Genomic DNA, 26,221 nt, shown 5'->3' with positions numbered 1-26,221 from the left:
TATGGACTGATACAAATTCATCATGCTCCATGTTACGCTGTGATGCCCTGTGTTACTACGTTTCTTATAATATCGACTATTCATCATATACCGTCTTTCTTCGTCTGTTTTTTTCAAATCGTGTACGCAGATGTGTATGCCTTCAAACACATAAATACTACATTAAATCATTTTCTTTCCCTTTGTCTTCCAAGTCAATATCAATTTGAATTCCTAACAGCTTACTTTCTGGTGCATCATCAGTTAATTCTAAACGTATATTATCTTGAATTATTTCTTTAAATTCATCAGCTTGCATCAATGTTTCAAATGATAGTAATGCATCTTCATTAATAGTACAAATATACTGAAAACCTTCTTGATTGCAAACGTCATTAGCAATTCTGAAAAGAGTCTCTCTTTGTCTAGGATCCATATTTGCAAATAGCCTACTGTCATGAGCAAGAAACTGTATTTTACTAATCTTATTCAATAAAAACAACAGGTCGAAGCAAAACATTCTAACTTCATTTACTCCATCTGAAGAATCATCTTCTATCCTAGCATCTACAACAAATCTTAATGTGTTTTCTCCAGAATTATTTTTAATAACAAATCCACTTTTCTTTTTAGGATAAAAACGTTTTGCAAAGTTCCAATACATTGTTCTTAAATTCGAAATATGTTGTACTTCACTATCCAAGTACAACTCAGTTTCTTTATCCTGCTCAATATACTTAGTTTTAATATCTATTTCCATATCCTTATAGGCTTTTAATATTTTTTGGTATTCTTCAATTCTAGCCAGCTCATTTTTAAGCCCATTTAATTGTTTGGTTAACGCTGTGTATTCCTCTAAAGCACCATAAGAATCTAAAAAGCCAAGTAGATCATCCATTCTAGACCCAATACTCATTATTTGACTATCGATATCTTCAAGTTCTTGCTTATACCTGTATAGTTCTTTTCTCAATCGTGTATTTCTTGCCGCTAATAGATTACTATGAAATTGTAATACATCTTCCACGCTCTTTTTTACCATTTCTGGAATTTCAATGTTTGCAGCTTCATACATTTTTATTATCTTTTCTTGCTTAATCTCAGCGGATTCCTTAAAAGCCTGCTCAATACTCGTTATATAATTCTGTATTAATACTCTTTCATTTTCAAGCTCTTTTTTCTTATAGCTTTTCTCATTTGCTTCCTTTTCTAATTCATGATAATTATTAGAAACCTTAAATTCAGATATCTCCTTTTCTAACTCCGCTATTCTATACTGTAATTCTGCTACATCAATTTCTGCATCATTTTTTCCCAAATAATATTGTTTAAACATTGGATCTTTTTTAATAGCTTTCTCGGTATCTTTAGCCGCTATTTGTTTATCTCTCAATTCTTTCTTTTCCACAATAAGATTTGTATCAATGCCTAACAGAAAACAATTATTTAAAATTTTACTATAGTCTGTTTCTTTAGGTACAAATGTATCATACTTAGTATAGCAACTTCTATATCTACGTGCAAATCTAGAAAACACTGTATTAAATGACATATTTTTAGGCAACTCTATATCTCCTAAAATTAAATCAAGCAATTTTCTTCTTAATTCTTTTACCGAAACAATTTCTCCATTAAAATCTATTTTTGACTGATTCTCTGTTCCTCTTGTCGTATAATATTCTATGCCTTCTATTTTAAATCTTAATGTAAATTCCCAACCCTGTAAATTTACAGAAAGTGCATCTATTTTATTTGAGCCTAAGCAAAAATGTATTAAATGAATAATAAGAGATTTACCAACTCCATTGTATGTGTTACCATCATTTTTATCATGAGGTGCAACCTGTTTTCCCACAATAATATTAATTCCATCTTTAAATTGTATAGGATGGAATGTATTCTTATTAGCTCCTAAACTAAGCAATTTCATAACAAATCATTCCTTCCCCATTTTGTTGAATAGCACCTATCATGTATAAATAGTCAATTACTGAAATAAATTGATCAAAGGAAAATTTAACCGGATACTGTTTTGCTGAATATGCATCTTTATAATAGTTCCATAATGATTCAATTGTATTCGGTTCTTCTAATTTCGCTAATAAAAATGCACCAAAGCCAAAATATGATTCACTTATAGACAGATGTTTTTTCGGCAATATCATATTTTCCCCTCCTCTCATACTATTCATAAATTACTATTCTATTGGCTCTTCAAATATATCACAACTAGCAAAATAGCAAGACATTAATGCTATTACACTATTTTGAATCGGTATAGTTTTTCTTACACAAGCTTTATCCAAAATATAAAAAAAGCGCATATCTGCAAAATTATCTTTATTATCGTCTATTACGGTCTTTGCCTCTATATATAGAGCATGAAATTTTTCTTGTAGTATTTCATCAATTCCAGGATTGGAATTAAAGTACTTTTTTAAAGAGCCGTCTTGATATCCAGCAGTTGCTAGCATTTTACCAACTGATGTACTAAGACCGTTAAATACAATCTTATCATCAAAATCAGGGACAATTAAGCCACTAGCTTCTACAAAAGGAACTTCAACGCTCATTAAATAATTGACTGTCTCACATAAAGCATCAAATCCAATTACAGTTGCTGCTTCATCAGGCAGATAACCCACAATTTCATAAACTTGAGTATCTTCTAATGTCTCAAATTTTTTCTCTAAATCTTTGGCCAGTAAAGTATCGATTACTATATCTTTATGCTCATTTCTAAGCGAAAGTATCTTTTCTTCAATGGGTGCAGGAACTCCCTCGTACTTATCATTTATAACAAAATAATACTTTTTTATAGGACACAACTCATTCCAGTGAATCAACAGCCCTTTAAAATCATTTTCTAATTTATTAACTGCTTCATATATTGTGTAATCCTTATTAATATCTTCTGGTGCAAAAACTTGATAATATGTTCCAGTCATACTATCAAAACCATCATTTTTATGATCACCAATCCTACCATATGCTTTTATAGGTTTAAAATTTACATTTTGCCTAGTCATTATAGCCACAAAAAAATCTTCATACGCTTGCCCTTTATATTGAAGGACTTTATTTTTATATAAAATTTTAGCTATGTAATGTTCTTTATTAGTCATTTGTAAACCCCTCACTTTTATTATGACTTGAGTATATAATATTATAGCACAAACTTTTTGTTATGGAAAACAATTTGCAGTAATTTACCATTAACTTTTAAATAGCGTCATTCAAACAAATGTTCTTATAGAGTAATTTAGCATATATAGATCTGAATATCAATCTTTTTCTGTTAAATCCTGTTAAAATAATCCTATAATCAATCTGCAGCCTTTTTATCATCTTATGCTATAATGCCCTATTTTCAACGTTTTTCTATACATTCACTTTTTCATCTTGTTTCATCATATCCCATCTTTTTTTTCGTAATAATTCTGCTTATTTATAACTATACTCCGCATATGGGTCATTAGCACACGACTCACTCCTTAAAATTATAGCTACTTCTTCACACTCCATCTCTTATTCCCATATTTTCATCAGACTCCGTCGTAACCCCATCTTTAGTTAAAACGTGTACGATATCGTGTACTAACAAACAATTATCAATAACGTTTATTCCTATAATTTGCATATAATTTCATAGCTTTAAACTTTCCAATCTTTTCAAATGCCATATTATACTTTTCCTCATTAATCTCAAGACACATCATTTCGTCTATATCATAATCAATAATCCAACTTTTGGAATATTTGCTAACATGAACCTGCTTCAATGCTACTCTGTCTTGAAACTCTTTACCATCTATAAAACACCAAACAAACAAAGGCAATAAGATTGGTAAATAGACTGCAACACTCATTAGACCATTTATCCATGCGTAACGCACCATTAAATAAAATGCTATACCTTCAACACATACATTTAAATAACTTAGTACAAATCTCTCCCATGCAGCTATTTTTCTATATATAATGATAAAATACTTTTTCCCCATAAAATCATAAAAATCATTATTGATAATAATATGTGTCATATTTTCTAAAAACAATGCATTTATATTATTCTTTATGCTCTCATCTTTATCATTTTTATTAATTTCAACATATCTAAAAAAAATTTCAGATTTGTTTTCACGATTAGTTATAACCTGATTAATAATAGTACTAGCAAAAATACTATAAGAAATCAAACTGGTTATTGTTATCTGCTTACGTGCAACTATAACGACAATTGCCAATATTGATAATAACAAAGAAATAATATCAAGACACGTCTCACCATACCCCTTTTTTTTAGCCAATATCTTTGCAGTAATTGTCTTATCTATGTCTAGGTCAATATTAATAATATAATTTCTATCATGCTTATTTAATGAGCAATCATCTATTTTTTTAATTTTCAAATACTCATGAACATAATATATTTTTTTACTTTTTAAAACCTGCTCTGTTAACATAATACCAATGCAAACACATGGTAATATAACCTCTGAAAATGCCGCCATTATATCATTACCATAGTTACCCAAAAATAAAATATAAAAAACACCTATAAAAATAGTAACTATGTATGTAAATACTTTTTTCATATCTCCCCCTTTCTTGCCTGAGTAGATGGTAGCATCAAGTCCAACTTAATCTTGCTCTTTTTCCCACTAACGTCAACGGCAATCACTTCACACTCTTTCAAATCCCTTTTTTATAATGATGTAAAATGGTATCATACTCTTGCATATTGAGGAGATAATAACAGCTCTTATATGGCAATATTGCATTTTGTTCCTCTGTATTAATACAATCGACAATAGTTATTTTATATTTATTTGCTATCCCTCGAAGACCAAAAAACTGTTACCATATCTGCTATTACTGATATATTTATGATAACTATAGCCCAAATTCTATCTGGAATTTTTAAGCTTGCTATAGTTACTATTAAGGATATGACCAATACAATTAGCATATTGCGTTTTCTTCCTGAAATCTTATCATCCTTTTGAGAGCTGTTATTCTCTAATGAAGCCTCATTTTGTATAAGAATATTGTTACACTCTTGAATTCTTAACTCTAAATTACTATCCTCAAAATACTCAACATTTTCATTAAAATCAATTACTGCTTTTAATCCAATATGTGTGCTGGCGTAAAAGTTATCAAGTACACTTCTAAATAATACTATTTTGTTTTTAAAAAACTCTTCTCCTTTCATCTTATAAAGTAAATTTCTTAATGCACGTAAATATTTAATCCGAGCTATTGTATTATCTCCACTTATTAGTAATATTTCCATCATCTTAATGTATTTGTCAATAGAGTCAATACAGCTTTGAACTATTATAACATATTGCATTTTTACCTTAAGTCCATTCGGATACTTTTCATTTTTAAAATAAAAATAATCCATAAACAATAGGTACAAGTATACCTGTAAAGATATATGATACTTTCGTAAAGGATTATGGAACATAACATAAAATCCCAAAGACACAAAGACTATGCCCATTACTGATATAACAGTATAAATCCAATCCAATTCATTGTATTGATTAATTAAACCATATACCAAATATGCAATGTCAAAAAAAAGTAAAATAACCCCTCCCCAAAGCCATCTCGTAAAATCATAACGTTTTTTAAATAGTTTGTCCTCAATGTGAGGTGCAATAATTACATTATATATTGTATCGTTATACATAGTCCTCCTTTATTCTAACTAATTCTATCCTCATCTACAATTTACCTTTATTCTACATTAATTTACCATATATTTCAAATCTGCTTCTATCAGAAAAACACCAGTATTAAAAAATACTAATGCTCTAATTGGAATACTATATGCTATTTTTATGTTCTATGCTCCCCATGCTTTTTCCATATCTGCTTTTAAAATATTAAAATCAGTATGGATACGCTCAATCCAAGCATTTGCCTACTTTAGGATTGTGTAACAAATGTATGTCTTTTACAATGTATCGAGAATATTGGAAGCAGTTTTTCTTTCCTCTCTTCTTCCTTAGCTCTTTTTCTTTCTTCATTATTATATACATTTAACGATTGCACGTACCATACGATTCAAAAATTCATTCGTTGGTATTGTTCCTTTACTGGTTGTAATACAAAACCTTTGCACATACCTATATATTTCTTATCGTCATCATATTTTGGGACCTCATAACTATTGTCTATTTCAAACTGTTCTTGATATTCTTCTTGTTCCAGCATAAATTATCCATAACCCCTAAATGCTAATTAATTATTTATCAGTTCCTTTTATACCTTTTATCAGAAATTTTAACATGTTTTTCGTTTATTTTTCAAAAGATCAGTTATTAGAATTACTCTTAGCTGGCGTTGTATTGATGTAATCAGAATGATTTTAGGACTTATTTCCTTTCATCTCTTTCCCCAATGATTTACAAATAACAAAGCCGTTACACAACTCTAAAGTCATGTAACGGCTATTTTAATTTTCTTTTCAAATCGTGTACTACGACCCTTCACAACCTATGCAACCCTAATAAAATAAGGGCTTAATCCATTGTATAAGGCATTAATGCGATGTGTCTTGCTCTCTTGATCGCTACTGTAAGAGCTCTCTGGTGTTTTGCACAGTTACCAGTAATTCTTCTAGGAAGAATTTTACCTCTTTCAGATACATATCTCTTTAACTTGTTAACATCTTTATAATCAATACCTGCATGGTTTTTATCAGCGCAGAATACACAAACTTTCTTTCTTCTGCGAGTGGTTCTTCTCTTCATTGGAGAATCGCCTTTATCATTTCTATCGTTTCTATCATTTCTATTATATGGCATAACTGACCTCCTTATCCGATGAATACAATTTTTTTGTATACTTATATTATTCTTAATGCTTAATTAAATGGCAATTCCTCATCTAATCCATCCGGTATGTTCATAAAACCATCTCCAACTGCCTGGCTTGGTGCCGGTCTTTGGGTCTGCTGGTAGTTTGAACCGGAATCTCCGCTTGCTGCTTTGCTCTCGGCAAACTCCTGCTCTTCCACTACAACGTCGGTAGTATAAACTTTTTGTCCGTCCTTATTGGTATAACTTCCAGTCTGAATACGTCCGGTAACTGCAATTTTTGTTCCCTGCTTTAAGTACTTTTCTGCGAATTCAGCAGCTTTTCCAAAAGATACGCAATTGATAAAATCTGCGTCTGGTTCACCGGGTCTTTTAAATCTACGGTCTACAGCCAAGGAATATCTTGCTATTGCTAAGGAATTCTCTCCCTGAGAGTATCTTACTTCTGGGTCTCTTGTGAGACGGCCAATCAAAATGACTTTATTCATATTAAGGAATACCTCCTTTTATTATGCGTCCTGTCTAATGCATAAGAATCTGATTACATTTTCCATAATGCGAATACGATCTTCAACTTCGCCTGGGCATGTTGAATCAGCATCGAATTTGATGAAATAATAAAAGCCTTCTTTCATTTTCTGAACTTCGTAAGCTAATCTCTTCTTACCCCATTCATCAACGTTAGTAACTGCTCCGCCAAATCTTACAATAAGTTCTTTCACGGCTTCTACTGTTGCTGTTCTGGCTTCATCTTCGATTTTTGCATTTACAACTAAGGCTAATTCGTATTGGTTCATAGTTGTCTGCACCTCCTTCTGGTCTCTGGCCCTTTAACGCAATGTAAAGAGCAAGGAAAATTTTGTATAACATATCACGAATATTTATTTTACCATAGATAGCAAGGCTTGGCAAGTTATTTTTCATATTTTGTTTAATATTTATTTCTTGAACAGCCTTATCACTTCTATTATTTTTTGTCCTTTTCAAAGCTTTTCATTTCTTTTAACCCCTTATTATCTCCTTCTACTTCTTTAATACGATAATGTTAAAATCAGATATCAATTTAAAAATACTACCTTGTATCAATTTAAAAAATGTATCCATATATCAATTTAAAAATATATTCTTGTATCAATTTAAAAATATATCCTTGTAAGTATTACACAAATATATTCCATAATCCCTTTTTCGGATTATTTCATTCCTTCCCCCTATGCAAAATAATCATCCAGTACATCCTGTACCGTTCTGATTTTATCTTCCATATAAGCATTGGCTCCGCAGAATAAGAGTGCTTCGTCTAAATTGCCCACTGCGGCATTGGATAACGCTTCAGTGATACAATAAGGGGTTTGGGCCGGATTACAGCTTTTAATGCAGTTATAGCAGTGCTTTATCGGGATTCGTCCGAAAAATACCTTTTCCATAAATTTATTTTTTATAGCTCGTCCCGGCATTCCCACGGGGCTTTTTACGATTACGATATCTTCCTGCTTGCAGTTAATATATGCCTGCTTGTAGTTTATATCCGCGTCACATTCTTCAGTGGTCACAAATTTGGTGGCTACCTGGATGCCTTCTGCTCCCAGATCAAAATAATGCTCCATATCCTGTTTGTTCTGTACTCCGCCGGCTACTATGACCGGAATGTCTTTTCCGTATTTCGTACCGTAATCTTTCGTTAATGCAATAATATTCTTGATTTCCTCATCATATGCCAGATCATCGATATGTTCTAACTGTTCCGTAGAAAATCCCAGATGTCCGCCTGCTTTTGGACCTTCAATGATAATAGCGTCAGGGGTTATATTATTCTTTCTATCCCACATTTTAAGTATAACACTGGCTGCTTTTAAAGAAGACACGATGGGCACCAGCTTCGCCTTGCTGCCTTTTGCAATTTCCGGCAATTCCGTAGGCAGACCTGCACCAGAGATAATTAAATCAATTCCATTTTTAATAGCTTCCTTTACGTATCTGGCATAATTCTGAGTTGCCACCATTATATTAACCCCTAAGATTCCTGAGGGTGCCAATTTTCTTGCCCGTTTAATATGTTCGCCAATCATTCTTAAGTTGGCTTCCAGCGGATTGCGGTTAAAATCCGGTTCCGAGAATCCGATTTGTGCAGTGGAGATTACTCCAATGCCTCCTTTGGCAGAGACAGCTCCGGCAAGTGAGCTTAAACTGATTCCTACTCCCATTCCGCCCTGGATAATGGGAAGCTTTGCCGTAAGATTTCCAATTTTAAGTGCTTTGTACATGTTACCTCTTTTCTATGCCTATTGCATACATATAATTCAATTGATTTCCGGGTGTCATCTCAATACGCCAGCTTAAACTTCACTTAATTCAGTACGGCTGTAAACACCGGCAATACTTGTGAAAACATCTCTGGCAGTATAATACTTTTTATCAGGTTAACCAGTTGATGTAGCGTTTTATTCTTTCTTACACAATTTCCAGAAATAAAGTTGAACTTTGGTTTCAATAAGCTATACACAGATTTTTCTCAAATCTTGCAGAGATCATTTTCATATATTATTGCCTGCCCCACATTCTTACGTCCTGACCGGTGGGATTTTGAAAAATCCGCAGTCCGAATTCGGGCGCTACCGATAAAATGTGATCAAAAATATCCGCCTGCAAACTCTCGTAACTGACCCAGTCGGTATATTTGGTAAATACGTATATTTCCAGGGGCAGACCATATTCGCCAGGAGGCAGTTGTCTAACCGTATGGGACATCCCACCATGGATTCCGGGGTAGTTTTCTAAGTAGTTTAAGATATACATACGAAATGTACCAATGTTAGTTAAATGTCTGCCATTAACCAGCATATCCGCCGTTACCCCGTTCTCTTCATTATATTCTCTCAGCTCTTCTTCTTTTTTTGTAATATAATCCTTCAGGTAATGAATCTTTTTAAATTTCTCTATCATTTCCTCATTGCAAAAGCAGATACTGGTGGTGTCAATATAAATAGCCCGCTTAATCCGCCTGCCGCCAGATTCCTGCATTCCCCGCCAGTTCTTAAAGGAATCGGAGACAAGGGCATAGGAGGGTATGGTTACAATGGTCTTGTCAAAGTTTTGAACCTTAACTGTATTCAAGGTTATTTCTGCTACTTCCCCATCTGCCCCATATTTGTCCATCTCAATCCAATCGCCAATTTGGAGCATATTATTGGAGGTAAGCTGAATCCCTGCTACAAATCCCAGGATAGAATCTTTAAACACTAAGGAAAATACCGCCGTCAAAGCACCAATCCCGCTTAGGAATACAATGGGACTCTGCCCCATCAGACCGGCAATTATGATAATTCCAGAAACAATATAAACTACAATTTTAACGATTTGAATAAGCCCCTTAATGGGACGGAGCTTTGATACAGGGTAGAGTTTATATATGTCATTTACAGAATCCAGCACCGAATTTAAAACCAGTATCCCGATTATAAATAGATAGGTTAGCGAAACTCTCTTAATAATAGGTTCATAATTACGGAAAACCGGTGCAAAATTGTACACAATAATTGCTGGTACCATATAGGAAATCCTGTGAAACACCTGGTTTTTCAACATTATATTATCCCATTTATACTTCGTGGTTTCGATATATCCCGCCAGGAGCCTTAGTACTACTTTCTTTATAATAAGGTTAATCACTATGCACAGCACAATAATAATCAGTATCATGATACCACCTGCTAAATACCGCGCGTAAACAGGTCTTAACCCCTGATCTACAAATAAATTCTTAAAATATTCCATTCTGCCTCCCATAGCATATCCTCCAATGAAAATCTGACTGTATCAGTTCGTCTATCTATGGAATATGCTGTTTGATTCCGGTTCATTCCTATTAGATTATGGTTTCTTTAAGCATTTTTATGCGAATGCCTTTTATATGAATGCCTTTTTATACGAATACCTTTTTATACGAATACCTTTTTATACGAATACCTTTTTATACGAATGCCTTTTTATACGAATGCCTTTTTTATAAAATTCATCCGTTCTTGGATAAAATTACAGCAAATACCTTACTTGTCATACTCCCCATATTCGCAGCCCGTATGCCTCATCTCAATCTCATCAATCAGCAGTCTTCTGCCTTTATCTTTTTTGTAAAGTTTTATTCTTCCATATCCAGTCCCGCCATTCCATAAGCGGTTATGAAGTTTCTTACCATTTGGCGCTTCATAATTAATTAACAGCATCTCCGTCTTCGGACACTTTAAAATCAATTCCAGCTCGGAGTCAATATTGGAAGCTTTTACTTTCCAAATATTCATATTTTCCCCTTCTCTAAACTGAAACCGGGTTTTCGATCCCGTCCAGACTTTAGAGAAATTATAGTCATACATTTTACCTTCATAAAATAAACCGCCCAAAAGTTTACCACCTAGAGGAATACCAAATGCCTTCGGTCTTCCCCCACCGAATTCTATTGCAGAATTCGCCAAGATTTTTCCTGTTATCCGGCTCCTAAGGTCACAACTGCTAATCCAAAGCCAGGGTGAAGTAAAGTCCCTCCCCCAGTTCTTATCTGCATAACCAAAGGACTTCTCCGGAAATACATCATAAATCTCACCATCTAAAATCACTACGCCGCTGTATTTAGTCTTGATTCCCTCCGCATGCCAGAACATCTCAAAAGCATTTAATTCTCTAAAAAACTTAGAAGCTCCATACCCGACATGATAGGCTATTTTTTTATGAATGGTTAGCTCCCACTCCATGGACCCTGCATCACTCATATATTCCGGATGTAATAAGGCTTCTTCCTTTGTAACCCTGCATTTGCCCTCCATCCGTTTCTCTGTTAAAATGCAATTACCTATTCTTACATTAAGAGAAGCCTCCGAAGCCGTAAATTCTGAAATCGGATAGAAATTATGAAGCTGTTTTGGCTCCCTTCCCCAAACCCCTGCCTTAATCATTGCATAGGATGGTTTTTTGTTTAAAATCTTATTTTCCGGCAACTGCCCCAATACCGGATTATCCCTACTAAGTGCCGGGTTACAGATATAGTACTCAATAAAAAACGTCCTTTCTTCACCTGTTCTTCTGCTGTACCCAGTAAAATTATGCCACCACCAGTCATAACCTGTGACCGCTAAAGGCCCTTTTAACATATATCCATTCCTGCTTAAATCTGATTTATTCATTCCCTCAATTACCTGTCCCTTTCTCAATCATGGATTTCCTAGAAGACCTGACTTCTTTCCTTTGTTATTGCCGGAAGTGCTGATTATAACCCAACTACCTTTGACAACCCGACAGCCTTTAATGACCTGCTCCTTTTAATGGCTTACTTCCTTTAAGGACTTACTTCCTTTAAAAAATCCTGACTTCCTTAAAAAACCGATTTACAAACATTTCGATTCCTTAAAATCCTGACTTCTACAGTCCATAACTTTACATAATGTCATTTTATCTTTCTATAAACCTTAATATCCTCATTTTAAAAGTTATATTAATCTTTTATGTCTTTTACCACTCTATATTATACCACGAAACCCACCAATTAGCAGTAATGGAATAAATACCAAATTAAGATAACCACATAAAGCAAAATAACCCCAAAGACTAAGGCAGTATCCTGGCAGGCTTGTAATTTTTTTGTATCGGAAAGGTTCCTCATGACACTTAAACTTAGAGAACTGCGTCAAGGAGGAAAAGAGCAACTGTTTGAACGAAGTGAGTTTTGCTCTTTTCCTCCTGCTATAAGCAGTTCTCTAAGTTTATAGTGTCATGAGGGTTCTTTCCCTACAAAAAAATTACAAGCCTGCCAGGATACTGCCGCCCCCTTTAAATATCCCCCCGTTTGCCTAAAGTCTTAGTTCCAAAACTATATAATTCACAAGATTGAATTAAACAGTAAAAAATGATACACTAAAACTACCAAAGGAGGTATTATTTATGAAATTAGGATTTGTAAGTGCAGTACTGGCGGATTATACCTTTGAAGAGGTTATCGATTTCGCTGCAAAACATGGCTTTGAATGTGTGGAAATGGCTTGCTGGCCCAAGGGCAAAGCAGAACGCAGATACGCAGGTGTCACCCACATCGACGTAGATCAATTAGGGGAAGCGGAAATTAAGTACATAAAACAGTACTGTTCCGATAGAAAGGTAGAAATTTCCTCTCTTGCATATTATCCCAATACCATGGATGGAGATCTAGAAAAAAGGGCGGTGTATATCGAACATTTAAAGAAAGTCATTACAGCTTCTGGAAAACTGGGTATCAGCATGGTTACGACTTTTATCGGAAGAGATTCTCATAAAAATGTGGACGAGAACTTTAAAATCTATGAAGAAGTATGGCCGCCTATCGTAAAACTGGCAGAAGAAAATCAGGTTAAAATAGCAATTGAAAATTGTCCCATGTTATTTACCAATGATGAATGGCCAGGCGGACAGAATCTTGCAACCACTCCCGCCAATTGGAGAAGAATGTTTGAACTTATACCAAGCAAAAATTTAGGTCTGAATTATGATCCCTCCCATTTTGTATGGCAGATGATTGACTATATCAAACCTTTATATGAATTCAAAGACCGTATTTATCACGTTCATTACAAAGATATCAAGGTGTTCCGTGACAAACTGGACGACGTAGGCATTATGGCTCCGCCCCTTAAGTTCATGTCTCCGAAACTTCCTGGACTTGGTGATGTTAACTGGGGTAACTATGTATCCGCTCTTACCGATATTGGCTATAAAGGATACACTTGTATTGAAATCGAAGATAAAGCTTTTGAAGGTTCTAAGGAAGAAATTGAGAATTCCCTGCTGCTTAGCAAACGATATTTACAACAGTTTGTTATCTAGCTGACAGAATACTTAATCGTTACGTAAAGCAGTTATTATGGCGGTGCATTTTGATTTTGCTGCCATTTTAACTGCTTTTTTTACTGGTTTAAACTTCTCAGTTTATATTTCAGTTATATTTGAAATACAGAGTTTTATTTCGGATTCTATTTGGCTTTCTATTTCGTCTTGATATTTCAGCTTTCTATTTTACTTTCTATATCGGCTATCTATTTCATCTATCTATTTAGCTTTCTATTTCTACTATCTATTTCAGCTTTCTATTTCGTCTTTCATTTTCAGTCTTTATTTCATTTATGAGTTGTTTTTATCAGTCGTTTTTCGATTTTGGAATTGTGAAATGTTCCTTCCATTTTTTATTACTATTTTAGTACTATATTTTTTACGAAACATGGGGTAAAATAAGAGAAAGTAATTTTGCCTTAATACAAACAGGCAGATAAAACAGATTTTTAGAATATGACTTGGAGGTTTTAACATGTTATTTGGTGCTTTAGAAGCCGGTGGTACTAAAATGGTACTGGCAATCGGCAATGAAAACGGGGAGATTCTTGAACAGGTTTCAATCCCTACAGAAACTCCTGATATTACGATTCCTAAAATAATTGATTATTTTAAAGGAAAAGAAATTGCTGCTCTTGGTATTGGTTCCTTTGGACCTATTGATTTGGATAAAAAGTCACCGACCTACGGATACATTACCTCTACCCCCAAATTAGCCTGGGCTAATTATGATTTTGTCGGCAATATTAAAAAATCTCTTGACCTTCCCATTGGTTTTGACACGGATGTAAACGGCTCCGCCCTTGGCGAAGCAACCTGGGGAAGCACAAAAGGAATCGACTCCAGTATTTACATAACAATTGGTACCGGTGTCGGTGTTGGTGTTTTCCAAAATGGCGGATTGCTTCACGGAATGCTGCATCCCGAAGCCGGACATGTTTTACTAAGCAAACATCCGGAGGATCACTTTGAAGGTGCATGCCCTTACCATCCAAACTGTTTTGAAGGTCTGGCCGCAGGTCCTGCTATTGAAAAACGCTGGGGCAAAAAAGCCATTGAATTAAAGGACAATGAAAAAGTTTGGGAAATGGAAGCTTATTATATCGCCCAGGCTTTAGTTGGGTATATTTTAACCCTTTCTCCTCACCGGATCGTATTAGGCGGCGGTGTTATGCATCAGGAACAGCTCTTTCCTCTGATACGCCAGAAGGTAGTAGAACTGTTAAATGGTTACGTAAGAACTGCCCAGTTAAGCGATATTGACAATTATATTGTTCCGGCTGCCCTTAATGATAACCAGGGTATTATGGGTTGTATCCAATTGGCTAAGATGGAATTGGGCATACAGTAGGGTTATCGAACCGACTGTTTAATAATATAAAACTTTACTAACCGGCGAGGATTGGGATGCATCTTGATGGATCTCAATCCTCGCCAGATTTTGTTCACATACTCAGATATTTTTTAACATACTGACAGTTTTATTTAGTTTTTACAGTTTTTATCTTTCTTGTTCCTTTCTCTTCTTGTTCCTTTCTCATTCTTGTTCCTTTTCTCTTTCTTATTCCTTTCTCTTCTTATTCCTTTCTCTTTCCTCTTCTTTAATTTTATCTTTGCATCCGCTTTTCGTATCAATTATATCTCTTACTGCTTAAACATTTAATATAAGAAAGTATTCTTGTAAGAAAGTAATATCTCATACTTCCCTAAGTGAATAAAGGCGAAGAATACTACGCTTAATATACTATAATCCGTGCTTTCTTTCATTACGTGTTGATTTAATCAAGTAATCAATACTTATATAATTACGAGATTTAATATTAAACCAATTTTAATATTAATTTTTCCTTTAAACTCACAAAAAAACTCACTGAACATTAATTAATATTAATTTCCCCTGCATTTTCCATGCCAGACAGTGCCCTATTTTTATCATTCCATGTTTATATTTTAATGGATAATCATATAATACTTTCATTATTTGTCCACTAAAAATAGTTATATGGAGGTATACATGAAACGACGACACAGACGAAACAAAACCGTAATCCTTCTAATTACGTTATTCTGTATTGCAGCCATTGCCATAGGTATATTCAGCTACCAGTTTTTTTTACCCAAAGTAAAGAAATCACTTACTTTAGAAGCCGGCAGTAAACCGCCGGAGGTCAAAGAATTTTTAATTAGCAAAGAGGAAGAGGCAGCCTTTGAAACCGATATTACCACCCTTAACCTGAATGCTCCGGGGATTTATCCGGTTCAAATCAGGACCAATGGTAAAATCTATACTTCAAATCTAACTATTGTTGATACAAAGCCGCCTGCTGCCGAGGTAGTTAATCAGGTCATACCGGCAGGTGAAAAGATAACCCCCGACCGGTTTCTTACTAAAGTAACGGATGCTACCCAGGTAACAACCGCATATAAATCACAGCCTGACTTTAATAAAACAGGGGATCAGTCCCTTACTCTGGTGCTTTCCGATACCAGTAATAATAAAACCGAACTGCCCGCTGTCCTATCCATTATAGATATTAAGAATAAAGTACAGATCGAAGCCGGCTCACAGGTTCCTAATGTAAATGAATATCGAAATACCACAAATTACAGCCTTTCCTATAAAACGGATATGAATAAAATTAATATAAATAAACCAGGTGTGTATGATATCCAAATTAAAGCAGATAATAATACCGTTACCAGTAAGCTTGAAGTCGTCGATACCACTCCACCTAAAGCTACCGCTGTAGACTTGGAAATCTGGACCGGAGAAACCATAGAAGCCAAGGACCTGGTAAAAGATATTACGGATGTCTCAAAGGTCACCGTATCCTTTAAAAACTATCTTAATACAAAAAAAGCAGGTATCTATAATCCGATTATCCAGCTAAAAGATACCAGCGGAAATATCAGTGAATTAACCGCAAATCTAACAATAAAAGAGGATACCATTGCGCCTGTTATAACCGGAGCCATGGACAAGACAGTCTATATTGGTGACAAGATTTCCTACAAGGCCAATGTATCGGTAGCGGATAATAAAGACAAAGAGATCGAGTTAAAAGTTGACAGCAGTGCGGTAAATTTAAGAAAAGTGGGTTCATACCCCGTTATTTACAGTGCCGAGGATTCAAGTGGCAATAAAACCCAGAAAACCATTACCGTTACCATAAAGGAATATGTGATTGATAAGGATTTACTGGATGCAGAAGCCACGGATATCTTAGATAATATTACCACTTCCTCCATGACCCAAAAGGAAAAAGCTTATGCCATCTATAAATGGGTCAAAGGCCATATATCCTACACCGGATATTCCGATAAGAGCGATTGGGTGAAAGAAGCCAACAACGGAATAAAAAAAGGAGTAGGTGACTGCTTTACCTACTTTGCCGTATCCAAGGAATTATTGACCTTAACCGGAATTGAAACTATGGATATTACCAGAGTCGGCGGTACCACCAGACATTACTGGAGCCTCATCAATACCGGAAACGGCTGGTATCACTATGATTCCTGTCCTAATGTGGACCACCGGGAATCTTTTATGCTAACGGATACCGAATTAGCAGCACTGTCTAAAAAACGCGGGAATAACTATTACAATTACAATAAGACTTTATATCCCTCAACACCAGAGAAATAGCAAGAACAAAGAGTCTGGCTCGCCAGACTCTAGCACTGACGCTCTGTCACGACAGTGACAATCTTCCTTAAGTGCGTCATGCGCATCCTGCCTGGAAGGCTTTGCAACAGGTGATTGGCAATTACCTGGTAATCTGCGAAAGAGAAAGGAGAATGTCCTACGAAGAAATTAGGAGTTATCGGGGGACTTGGTCCCTTTGCCACAAACTATTTTTTTGAATTGATTTTGAAAATGACAGAAGCAGCTACTGACCAAGAGCACCTGGAAATGATTATTTATAACTGCCCCTCCATCCCCGACAGGACTTCCCACATTCTTGGTAAAAGCAAAAGAAACCCTGTAATCCCAATGCTTGAAATAGCTAATAAATTAGTTTCCCTGGACGTTGATTATATCGCTATTCCCTGTATAACTGCTCATTTTTACCATTCCCTTTTATCTCAGAATATTGCGGTACCAATCCTTAACATGATTCGGGAGACTGCACTGTATCTGAAAAATAATAACGTAGAGTCAGCCGGGTTATTGGCTACGGAAGGAACCGTTTTCTGCAAACTATTTCAGGAGGAATTACGGTTACACGGAATCCGCCTGGTCACTCCCTCAAAAAAAGGTCAGGAAGCAGTCAATCATTTAATCTATGATACTATAAAAGCAGGGCAGCCGTTTCAATTGGATCAATTCAGTTACGCCTCAGACGAGTTAAAACATCAAGGCTGTGAGGTTATCATAATCGGCTGCACAGAGTTATCGATTGTCAAGCGGGATTATGAACTTGGAGCCGGTTATTTAGATGCTCTGGAAGTATTGGCGGCACAGTCGGTATTATCCTGTGATATGGGGCTAAAAGAAGAATATAAAGATTTGATCACAAGATAAAGTTTTGTTACAAACAATTAACTCCATTATAGACCCATCAGGAAGGAGAAAACATGCAGCATAATGTCCTGGAATATTTAGAAACTACCGTGAACTTAAAACCTGATAAAACTGCATATGCCAATGAAACGGTAAGCCTTACCTTTCGCGAAGTTTATAACCGGGCAAGGGCTGTAGGGACTTTTTTAGTTCGGGAAGAACTCTATAAGCAGCCTGTCATCGTGTTTATGAGAAAACACCCGGATACCATTACTGCCTTTTATGGAATTGTGTACAGCGGCAATTATTATGTGCCTCTGGATGAGGAGATGCCAAAGGAACGGATTCAGTTGATATTGGAACGGTTAAACCCCAAGGCTGTAATCTGTGACGATGCTACCAGGAATTTAGTCCCTGTCCGAAAGGAGAGTCACATTTTTTTATATGAGGATCTGATTAAAACTAGCATAGATAAAGAGGGGTTAGACGCTGTCCGGGAAAAAGCTATCGATACGGACCCAGTCTATATCGTATTTACCTCCGGTTCCACCGGTATTCCAAAAGGTGTAATAGCCTGCCACCGGTCGGTAATCGATTATATAGAAAGCCTTTCTACCGTACTTAAGTTTAGCGAAACTACCATCTTTGGAAACCAGACTCCCTTATATGTGGATGCCTGCTTAAAAGAACTATACCCTACTTTAAAATTCGGCGCTACCACCTACCTGATTCCCAAAAGCCTGTTTCGATTTCCGGTAAAATTGGTTGAATTTTTAAATCAGTATAACATTAACACTATTTGTTGGGTCGTATCAGCCCTCACCATGATTTCTGCTTTTGATACGTTTGAAAAATTAATACCGAAGACCCTTCATACCATTGCCTTTGGAAGCGAGGTATTTCCCATAAAACAGTTTAATCTGTGGAAAGAGGCTCTGCCAGAGGCCCGTTTTTTTAACCTTTACGGTCCTACAGAAGCCACCGGTATGTCCTGTTACTTCTATGTAAACCGGGAGTTTGGACCAGAGGAAGTAATGCCCATCGGAAAACCCTTTCCAAATACAGAAATTCTTCTACTAGATGAACAAAATCAGGTTCCTGCCCATGGAAATCCAGGCGAGATCTGCATCCGGGGCACCTCCCTTACCTTAGGTTATTACGGTGATTTTGCAAAAACGCAGGAGGTATTTACACAGAATCCGTTCAATCAGATCTATCCTGAACTAATCTATCGAACCGGTGACCTGGGTAAGTATAATGACCGGGGAGAGCTTATGTTTATCTCTCGTAAGGATAATCAGATTAAGCATATGGGCCACCGTATAGAGCTTGGGGAAATTGAACATGCTGCTAATAATATCGAGGGTATTAAAAGTGCCTGCTGCTTATTTGATGATGTTAAGAAAAAAATCCTGCTGTTTTATGTGGGGGCTTTAACTGCCAGGGAAATCATAGCCGGTCTAAAGGATAAACTACCCAGGTACATGCTTCCCAATGTAATAGAAAATCTGGCAGAAATGCCTCTGACCCCCAACGGTAAAATAAATCGGGTGCTGCTGCGGGAACAGTATAGGAAAGGGACTATACTCCCTATGTAATCGATAGAAGTTTATCGAACCCAATCGTTGTAATAGATAGAAACTGATTAAGCCTAAGTTATAATAGAGTATGCCTTTTAGAGTGACTTTGTAATGATAAAAACCAGCCTTAGAAACTGGGGAATAAACGTTTAAAACCTCCCATGTTTAGCGGCTATAGCAGAAAGAAAGGAGTTAACCTATGGAACAGCTGATAGAAATATTAAAAAGTTTACATCCGGAAGTTGATTACGAAACCTGTGATACCTTAATTGAGGATAATATTATAGATTCCTTTGATATCGTAACCCTTATCTCTGAGATAAATGATGAGTTCGATGTGGCCATTCCGGCTGATGAAATCATACCGGAGAATTTTAATTCTGCACAGGCACTCTGGCAATTAGTCGAACGGTTACTTGATGATTAAACTACTAAATAAGAATGAGGGGGTTTCATGCTTTTTACATCCCATAATTTCATCATTTTCATAATACTGTTATTTATTATATATTACCTGATTCCCAAACGATTACAATGGCCGGTGCTGTTAATTGCCAGCTACACTTTTTATTACTTTGCAGGTATCAGATATCTGGTATATATCCTCTTTACAACCCTATCCTCCTATCTGATTACCAGAAAAATGGACAGCCTTAGAGGCGCACAGGAAGCCTATCTAAAGGAACGAAAAGATTCCCTGCCCAGAGAAGAGAAAAAAGCCTACAAGGCACAGATGAAGCGTAAGCGTTTTTTTTGGCTTAAAATCTGTCTCTGCCTTAACTTTGGCATTCTTGCAATACTAAAGTATACGGACTTTGCTATTTATAACATTAATATGGTCTTTAACCGGGAAATGTCCTTTTTTCAGTTCACCCTTCCCCTTGGTATCTCTTTTTATACCTTTCAGACCATGGGGTATGTCATTGATGTTTACAGAGAAAAATATCCGGTTGAAAAAAACCTTGGAAAGCTTGCCCTCTTTATTTCCTTTTTCCCTCAACTGATCCAAGGTCCGATCAGCCGGTTTGATGACCTGAAAGACACTATGTTTTCAGAGCATCATTTTGACAGAGAACGGATTACCTTTGGTATTACCAGGATTTTATGGGGGTACTTTAAGAAGCTGGTGATTGCGGATCGTCTGTTAATTGCTGTAAATACCATTGTCGGTAATCCAGATACTTATCAAGGCGCTTATGTCCTGCTTGGGATGTTTTATTATGCCCTCGAATTGTATTCGGACTTTACCGGCGGTATTGATATTACCATAGGCATTGCCCAGGTTCTTGGAATACGGGTAAAAGAAAATTTTATCAGACCTTATTTCTCCAAATCCATCGTAGAATACTGGCGCAGGTGGCATATTTCTTTAGGTACCTGGTTTAAGGAATATATGTTTTACCCAATCTCCGTATGTAAACCCATGCTTAACCTTTCGAAAGCCTGCCGTACACGGCTTGGGGAAAATATCGGGAAGCGGATTCCGGTTTACCTTGCAACTCTGGTGGTCTGGTTTACCACGGGTTTCTGGCACGGCGGAAAATGGAACTTTATTGTATGGGGTCTGGGAAACGGTATTATTATCCTCATATCCCAGGAATGTGCCCCTCTATATGAAAAATTCCACAACAAATACCATATACAACATACTTTCTATTATCGCCTGTTCCAGGTTATCAGGACCTTTTGGCTTATGAGCTTTTTAAGGACTTTTGACTGCTACCGGGATGTAACTACTACGTTTAAAATGTATGGCTCCGTCTTTTCAGATTTAAATTTGGCAGACGTATTAGGCGGTGGTTTTATGGGTCTCGGACTTAAAGTATCCGATTATATCATCCTTTTACTCAGTGTAACTATCCTGCTGATTATCAGCTTAATACAGCGAAGGGGAAGTGTCAGGGTGAAACTGGCCTCAAAACCGATTTTGTTCCGGTACGCAGTGTATATCATACTGGTTTTCTCCATCTTGATATTCGGAGCTTACGGTATCGGCTACGATGCGAGTCAGTTTATTTATAGTCAGTTTTAAGATAATACAATTGGCAGTTATTTCTGTAATAGTAGTTATTTAAAGATAGTTAGTTTTATAATTAGGCACTGCCTTTTGTCACTTTACGTTATTCGTAAGTGCTGTTTTTTAGATTGAGCTGTTTATGATAATGCTGTTTTTTATAATGCCGTTTTTTATAATGCTGTTTTTTATAATGCTGTTTTATAGAAAATGACAGTTTATAAAAATATGCAGTTTAATAAATAATTATGAGTTAAAAGATAAAGACTATTTAAAGTATACGCGTTTATTATATATTCCAAAGTTTTGCTATTAATATTTTAAAAAGCCTCAGGAGATTGGAGGATAAGATGAAAAAGAAATTTCTTTATAATTTCGCTGTCATAGGTCTTTGCCTGGTATTTCTTTTATTTTTACAGCGTTTGTTTATGCCCAAGTATGTATCCAAAATCCATGAAGGCAATTTAATTGAAGAATATTATTCAGAGGAAAAGAATCACGATGTAATATTTATCGGAGATTGCGAAGTGTTCTCAAACGTATCTCCCGTTACCTTATGGAAGGATTACGGTATTAACAGCTATATCAGAGGCAGTGCACAGCAGCTTATCTGGCAGTCCTACTATTTGCTTATGGAAACTCTAAAATATGAAAAGCCGAAAGTCGTCGTATATAACGTATTGGCTATGAAATACAATGAACCCCAAAAGGAAGCCTATAACCGGATGACCTTGGACGGTATGAAATTCTCTGCAATTAAGTTAAAGGATATAAAGGCCTCCATGACAGAAGGTGAAACTATGATTTCCTACCTGTTTCCATTTTTAAGGTACCATGCCAGATGGTCCGACCTTACTTCCGAGGATTTTAAGTACCTGCTTAAACGAAAACAGGTCTCTATTAACGGTTATCTGATGCGGGTGGATGTAAAACCGGTCACCCTTGTCCCAACGGGTAAAAAGCTTGCAGATTACCAGTTCGGAGATAACAGCTATGATTACCTGAACCGCATGACAGCTCTGTGTAAGGAAAACGGCATTCAGCTTGTTTTAATCAAGTCTCCCAGTGTATACCCTTACTGGTATCCAGAGTGGGATAAACAGATGACGGATTATGCCAGTAAAAATAATCTGGTCTATATTAATTTTCTCAATTATATTGATGATATGGGCATTGACTTTACAAAGGATACCTGTGATGCGGGTTTGCATTTAAACCTTGCAGGCGCTGAAAAATTCTCAGATTATTTAGGAAATATCTTAAGCAAAGATTTTAAGCTGAAAGACAAACGAAAAGACCCTGCATTAAGTAAGCTTTGGAAAGAAAAAATAGATTTATATTACGCCACCGAAAAAGCACAGCAGGAAGAATTAAAACAATACGGCTATCTAAAGAGCCTTGGGGCCCAGGCAACCACCATAGATAACGATTAGCACACAAAAATAGGAGGCATACACATGAAAAATTTTGTATATATCGTAATTATAATTGTATTATTAACGTTTCTGTACGGCTGCGGTACCACAAACGGTGACAATGCCGCCAAAGGAAACAATCCCCAGGGTACGGTCACTGCCCAGCCTGGCTTTGAATTTGATTATAACAATATCGCCATTCATATGAATGATAAAGCGGATACGATTGTAGAAGCCCTTGGAAAACCCCAGGATTACTTTGAAGCGCCTAGCTGCGCTTTCCAGGGGCTGGATAAAATCTACTATTACAGTGGTTTTAACCTGTCCACCTATCCGGGGTCAGATGGTGATTATGTTTCTGCTATTGACTTTTCAGATGACAGTGTTTCAACCAAAGAAGGCATCACCCTTGGGGCTGCCAGGGACAAAGTGGTAGAAGCATATGGAAAAGACTATACAGAAGATAACGGCTCCCTGATCTATACCAAAGGCAAAACAAAGCTGACCTTTCTAATGGAAGGGGAGGCGGTTACCTCCATTAATTATGAGTTTATTACGAACTAAGAATTCTTCTACCTTGTAACCTATTCTTTCGGCTCAGGTTTTGTAATCTGCCGGATACTTTTTTCGGCCTGTTTTCTGGGTATCATAATCTGATGACCGCAGCCCAGGCATTTTAAGCGAAAATCCATGCCCACCCTCAGAACTTCCCACTGGCTGCTGCCGCAGGGATGCTGTTTTTTTAATTTTAAAATATCTCCAACCTGGATATCCATTGTATGCCTCCATAAATCTATTTTAGACTTGATTAACTAACAGATAGTTATTTTTGTATATCATTACATAATTATGATAACTTATTTTTTGTAAATTATTTTTGTTATTATTTTTTGTATTAAATTAATATTTATATGTTATTTTTTTAATAAGCCTTTTTTATAATCAACTATTTTTTACTAATAAGCTACTTTTTGTATTTAATCTATTTCTATAAGCAAACAAAATTTTATTAATACGCCATTTTAAAATAATTAAGTTATTATGATTCGTATTTTTTACAACCAAAATCTATTTATTTAAACCTTTTACAAATGAAATATTTACAAATTAATTTTAGTAAATATTTCCTTTTAAAAAAATAAAATTAGCCCTTGCAATTTTATTTTATATGATGTAGTATACCTTTATAGATGATGTAGTTTTAATTACTACTTGATGTATTTTCCTTATCTAATTGGTAATTAAAATAATACTACTGCAAATACTAATGTAGAAAATAAATAATAGTTAAGAAAGAAAGGATTGATATTATGGCAAAATATGTTATGAAACCCAAAGACCCTGGCAGTGCTATCACTCATTTGATCGGAATGCTTATGGCAGCTTTTGCAGCTCTCCCGTTATTAATCAAGGCTTCTAAAGCTCCCGATCCAGTACACTTTATCTCCCTCGGTATCTTTGCACTGAGTATGATATTATTATATACTGCAAGCACAGTATATCATACCTTTGATTTATCTGACAAGATTAACAAGCGTTTAAAAAAATTTGATCATATGATGATTTTTATTTTAATCGCCGGTACCTACACCCCTGTATGCCTCATTGTACTAAACGGAAGAGTTGGTATGGTATTACTGGCAATTATCTGGAGTATGGCACTGTTAGGAATTGGTTTAAAAGCTTTTTGGGTATTTTGTCCCAAGTGGGTATCTTCCATTATCTATATTGCCATGGGCTGGACCTGTGTGCTTGCATTTTCTCCGTTGCTCAACGCCCTGCCAAAAGATGCCTTTAACTGGCTGCTTGCCGGTGGTATCATCTATACGGTGGGTGGAGTAATCTATGCATTAAAACTCCCTATATTTAATAACAAACACAAGTATTTTGGTTCCCACGAAATCTTTCATCTGTTCTGCCTGGGCGGAAGCGCCTGCCACTTCATATTAATGTATAAATTTGTAGCACTTATGCCTCTGTAATTGTTTCGTTTATCACAGATATTATACCTTTACGGTTTTCCATTTCCGTTCAGATTAAAAACATGAATTTAAACATGAAGTAGTATAATCCAACGAATGAGGTAATATCCTGGTAGGCTTGTATTTTTTTGAATTAGACGGTTTCTTATAACACTTAAACTTGGAGAACTGGGTTGGGAAGGAACAGAGTAACTTTTACTATACTCTTTTCCTCCCGCCATAAGCAGTTCTCCAATTTTTAATGTCATGAGGAACCTTTCCCTTTAAAAAAATACAAGGCTGCCAGGATATGCTGTATACTCACCAATACATTCATCCTAACTTTGCCATCGCAATACACCTTGACTTCATATTCCGCATATGCTAGAATTAATAATGATTACTATTATTGGAGGTGAGATATGACAACTACTAAGTTCAGCCGTCAGCGTGAATCCATTAAGGAATACCTGTCTCATACAAAAGAACATCCTACTGCAGACACCGTTTATATGAGTATACGTGAAAAATTTCCTAATATAAGTTTAGGTACCGTATACCGTAATTTAAACCTGTTGGTTGATCAAGGCGAGATAATCAAGTTGTCACCTGGCAACGGATGCGACCGATTTGATGGTAATCCCCATCCGCACTATCATTTTGTTTGTACAGAATGCTCCTGCGTACAGGATCTGGATATTGCACCCGGAGCTCTCGATCATATTAACCGTATAGCGGAAGCTGGTTTTGACGGAGAGATCAAGGGTCATTCCACATTCTTCTATGGTAAATGCTCTAAATGCAAGGAACACATCTGATATTCCTTTTGGTTATTTATTCAAGTGTACTGACCACCTGACATCATACCTTACAGCTTGCTAAATCCGTTCATGACCACTGATTTTAACCTTAAGGATATCCGAGTAAAACTGCCCTTTCTGATCTTTGATGAAAGAATCAAAATCGTGAAAACGGGCAGTTTTTCTGTGTTTTTCAAATTAATATCTAGGTATAAAATATCAATCCTGCTGTCCCCCGGGTCCTTTTCTGCCCGACGGGCATTTTTATGAGGATCTAATAAGTGTG

Annotated in this window: 24 protein-coding genes; 11 read left to right on the top strand and 13 right to left on the bottom strand. The window is 35.9% G+C overall.

Annotated elements, in window-relative coordinates; genetic code table 11:
- Window positions 1–157 precede the first annotated feature (157 nt).
- The 11 genes from QA584_RS01100 to QA584_RS01050 form a co-directional block, all read right to left on the bottom strand.
- Window positions 158–1,909, bottom strand: a complete 1,752-nt coding sequence (locus tag QA584_RS01100) for a DUF2326 domain-containing protein (protein WP_278272684.1) — start codon at window positions 1,907–1,909, stop codon at window positions 158–160.
- Window positions 1,896–2,144, bottom strand: coding sequence for an ABC-three component system middle component 6 (locus tag QA584_RS01095; protein WP_278272683.1), 249 nt, complete (start codon window positions 2,142–2,144; stop codon window positions 1,896–1,898). Before QA584_RS01095 ends, QA584_RS01100 begins: the two co-directional genes overlap by 14 nt.
- Window positions 2,145–2,177: 33 nt before the next feature.
- The gene (locus tag QA584_RS01090) at window positions 2,178–3,104 is read right to left on the bottom strand and encodes an ABC-three component system protein (protein ID WP_278272682.1); all 927 of its coding nucleotides are present in this window, start codon (window positions 3,102–3,104) and stop codon (window positions 2,178–2,180) included.
- 486 nt (window positions 3,105–3,590) lie between these two features.
- Window positions 3,591–4,577, bottom strand: coding sequence for a hypothetical protein (locus tag QA584_RS01085; RefSeq protein ID WP_278272681.1), 987 nt, complete (start codon window positions 4,575–4,577; stop codon window positions 3,591–3,593).
- Window positions 4,578–4,807: 230 nt separating this feature from the next.
- A complete protein-coding gene (locus QA584_RS01080; RefSeq protein WP_278272680.1) occupies window positions 4,808–5,683 on the bottom strand; it encodes a hypothetical protein in 876 nt (291 codons plus the stop codon).
- A gap of 835 nt (window positions 5,684–6,518) precedes the next feature.
- A complete protein-coding gene (gene rpsR, locus QA584_RS01075) occupies window positions 6,519–6,803 on the bottom strand; it encodes a 30S ribosomal protein S18 (protein WP_442870345.1) in 285 nt (94 codons plus the stop codon).
- A 59-nt stretch (window positions 6,804–6,862) separates the two neighbouring features.
- A complete protein-coding gene (locus tag QA584_RS01070; RefSeq protein WP_278272679.1) occupies window positions 6,863–7,303 on the bottom strand; it encodes a single-stranded DNA-binding protein in 441 nt (146 codons plus the stop codon).
- A 21-nt stretch (window positions 7,304–7,324) separates the two neighbouring features.
- On the bottom strand, window positions 7,325–7,612 hold the full coding sequence (rpsF, locus tag QA584_RS01065) for a 30S ribosomal protein S6 (RefSeq protein ID WP_278272678.1): 288 nt from the start codon (window positions 7,610–7,612) through the stop codon (window positions 7,325–7,327).
- Between the two features lie 414 nt (window positions 7,613–8,026).
- Window positions 8,027–9,079 (bottom strand): NAD(P)H-dependent flavin oxidoreductase, encoded by a 1,053-nt coding sequence (locus tag QA584_RS01060; RefSeq protein ID WP_278272677.1) that lies wholly within the window; start codon window positions 9,077–9,079, stop codon window positions 8,027–8,029.
- A gap of 277 nt (window positions 9,080–9,356) precedes the next feature.
- Window positions 9,357–10,601, bottom strand: coding sequence for a mechanosensitive ion channel family protein (locus tag QA584_RS01055; protein WP_278272676.1), 1,245 nt, complete (start codon window positions 10,599–10,601; stop codon window positions 9,357–9,359).
- Window positions 10,602–10,861: 260 nt separating this feature from the next.
- Window positions 10,862–12,016 (bottom strand): tocopherol cyclase family protein, encoded by a 1,155-nt coding sequence (locus QA584_RS01050; RefSeq protein ID WP_278272675.1) that lies wholly within the window; start codon window positions 12,014–12,016, stop codon window positions 10,862–10,864.
- Window positions 12,017–12,743: 727 nt separating this feature from the next.
- Here QA584_RS01050 and QA584_RS01045 point away from each other — a divergent pair.
- Window positions 12,744–13,658: a sugar phosphate isomerase/epimerase family protein gene (locus tag QA584_RS01045; protein WP_278272674.1), complete on the top strand. Its 915-nt coding sequence runs from the start codon at window positions 12,744–12,746 to the stop codon at window positions 13,656–13,658.
- 478 nt (window positions 13,659–14,136) lie between these two features.
- Window positions 14,137–15,012, top strand: a complete 876-nt coding sequence (locus QA584_RS01040; RefSeq protein ID WP_278272673.1) for an ROK family protein — start codon at window positions 14,137–14,139, stop codon at window positions 15,010–15,012.
- Window positions 15,013–15,146: 134 nt separating this feature from the next.
- On the opposite strand, the gene QA584_RS01035 is transcribed toward QA584_RS01040, so the two are convergent.
- Window positions 15,147–15,296: a hypothetical protein gene (locus tag QA584_RS01035; protein ID WP_278272672.1), complete on the bottom strand. Its 150-nt coding sequence runs from the start codon at window positions 15,294–15,296 to the stop codon at window positions 15,147–15,149.
- A gap of 379 nt (window positions 15,297–15,675) precedes the next feature.
- Between QA584_RS01035 and QA584_RS01030 the strand changes: the two genes are divergently transcribed.
- The 7 genes from QA584_RS01030 (at window position 15,676) to QA584_RS01000 (ending at window position 23,738) form a co-directional block, all read left to right on the top strand.
- Window positions 15,676–17,307, top strand: a complete 1,632-nt coding sequence (locus QA584_RS01030) for a transglutaminase domain-containing protein (RefSeq protein WP_278272671.1) — start codon at window positions 15,676–15,678, stop codon at window positions 17,305–17,307.
- Between the two features lie 177 nt (window positions 17,308–17,484).
- Window positions 17,485–18,186 (top strand): aspartate/glutamate racemase family protein, encoded by a 702-nt coding sequence (locus QA584_RS01025; protein WP_334306019.1) that lies wholly within the window; start codon window positions 17,485–17,487, stop codon window positions 18,184–18,186.
- 53 nt (window positions 18,187–18,239) lie between these two features.
- Entirely contained in the window at window positions 18,240–19,763 is a 1,524-nt protein-coding gene (locus tag QA584_RS01020; protein ID WP_278272669.1) for an amino acid adenylation domain-containing protein, read from the top strand.
- 181 nt (window positions 19,764–19,944) lie between these two features.
- Complete coding sequence (locus QA584_RS01015; protein WP_278272668.1) at window positions 19,945–20,172, top strand: acyl carrier protein; 228 nt, start codon at window positions 19,945–19,947, stop codon at window positions 20,170–20,172.
- Between the two features lie 27 nt (window positions 20,173–20,199).
- The gene (locus tag QA584_RS01010; RefSeq protein ID WP_278272667.1) at window positions 20,200–21,777 is read left to right on the top strand and encodes an MBOAT family O-acyltransferase; all 1,578 of its coding nucleotides are present in this window, start codon (window positions 20,200–20,202) and stop codon (window positions 21,775–21,777) included.
- A gap of 332 nt (window positions 21,778–22,109) precedes the next feature.
- Window positions 22,110–23,192, top strand: a complete 1,083-nt coding sequence (locus QA584_RS01005; RefSeq protein WP_278272666.1) for an SGNH/GDSL hydrolase family protein — start codon at window positions 22,110–22,112, stop codon at window positions 23,190–23,192.
- A 24-nt stretch (window positions 23,193–23,216) separates the two neighbouring features.
- A complete protein-coding gene (locus QA584_RS01000; RefSeq protein WP_278272665.1) occupies window positions 23,217–23,738 on the top strand; it encodes a hypothetical protein in 522 nt (173 codons plus the stop codon).
- 20 nt (window positions 23,739–23,758) lie between these two features.
- On the opposite strand, the gene QA584_RS00995 is transcribed toward QA584_RS01000, so the two are convergent.
- On the bottom strand, window positions 23,759–23,950 hold the full coding sequence (locus QA584_RS00995; protein WP_278272664.1) for a DUF951 domain-containing protein: 192 nt from the start codon (window positions 23,948–23,950) through the stop codon (window positions 23,759–23,761).
- Window positions 23,951–24,484: 534 nt separating this feature from the next.
- Here QA584_RS00995 and trhA point away from each other — a divergent pair.
- Window positions 24,485–25,156, top strand: coding sequence for a PAQR family membrane homeostasis protein TrhA (trhA, locus tag QA584_RS00990; protein ID WP_278272663.1), 672 nt, complete (start codon window positions 24,485–24,487; stop codon window positions 25,154–25,156).
- A 401-nt stretch (window positions 25,157–25,557) separates the two neighbouring features.
- Complete coding sequence (locus tag QA584_RS00985) at window positions 25,558–25,953, top strand: Fur family transcriptional regulator (RefSeq protein ID WP_278272662.1); 396 nt, start codon at window positions 25,558–25,560, stop codon at window positions 25,951–25,953.
- Window positions 25,954–26,221: the final 268 nt, after the last annotated feature.

The organism is Anaerocolumna sp. AGMB13025 (assembly GCF_029689925.1).
Lineage (GTDB): Bacteria > Bacillota > Clostridia > Lachnospirales > Lachnospiraceae > Anaerocolumna.
This window is presented reverse-complemented; position numbering and strand designations above follow the sequence as displayed.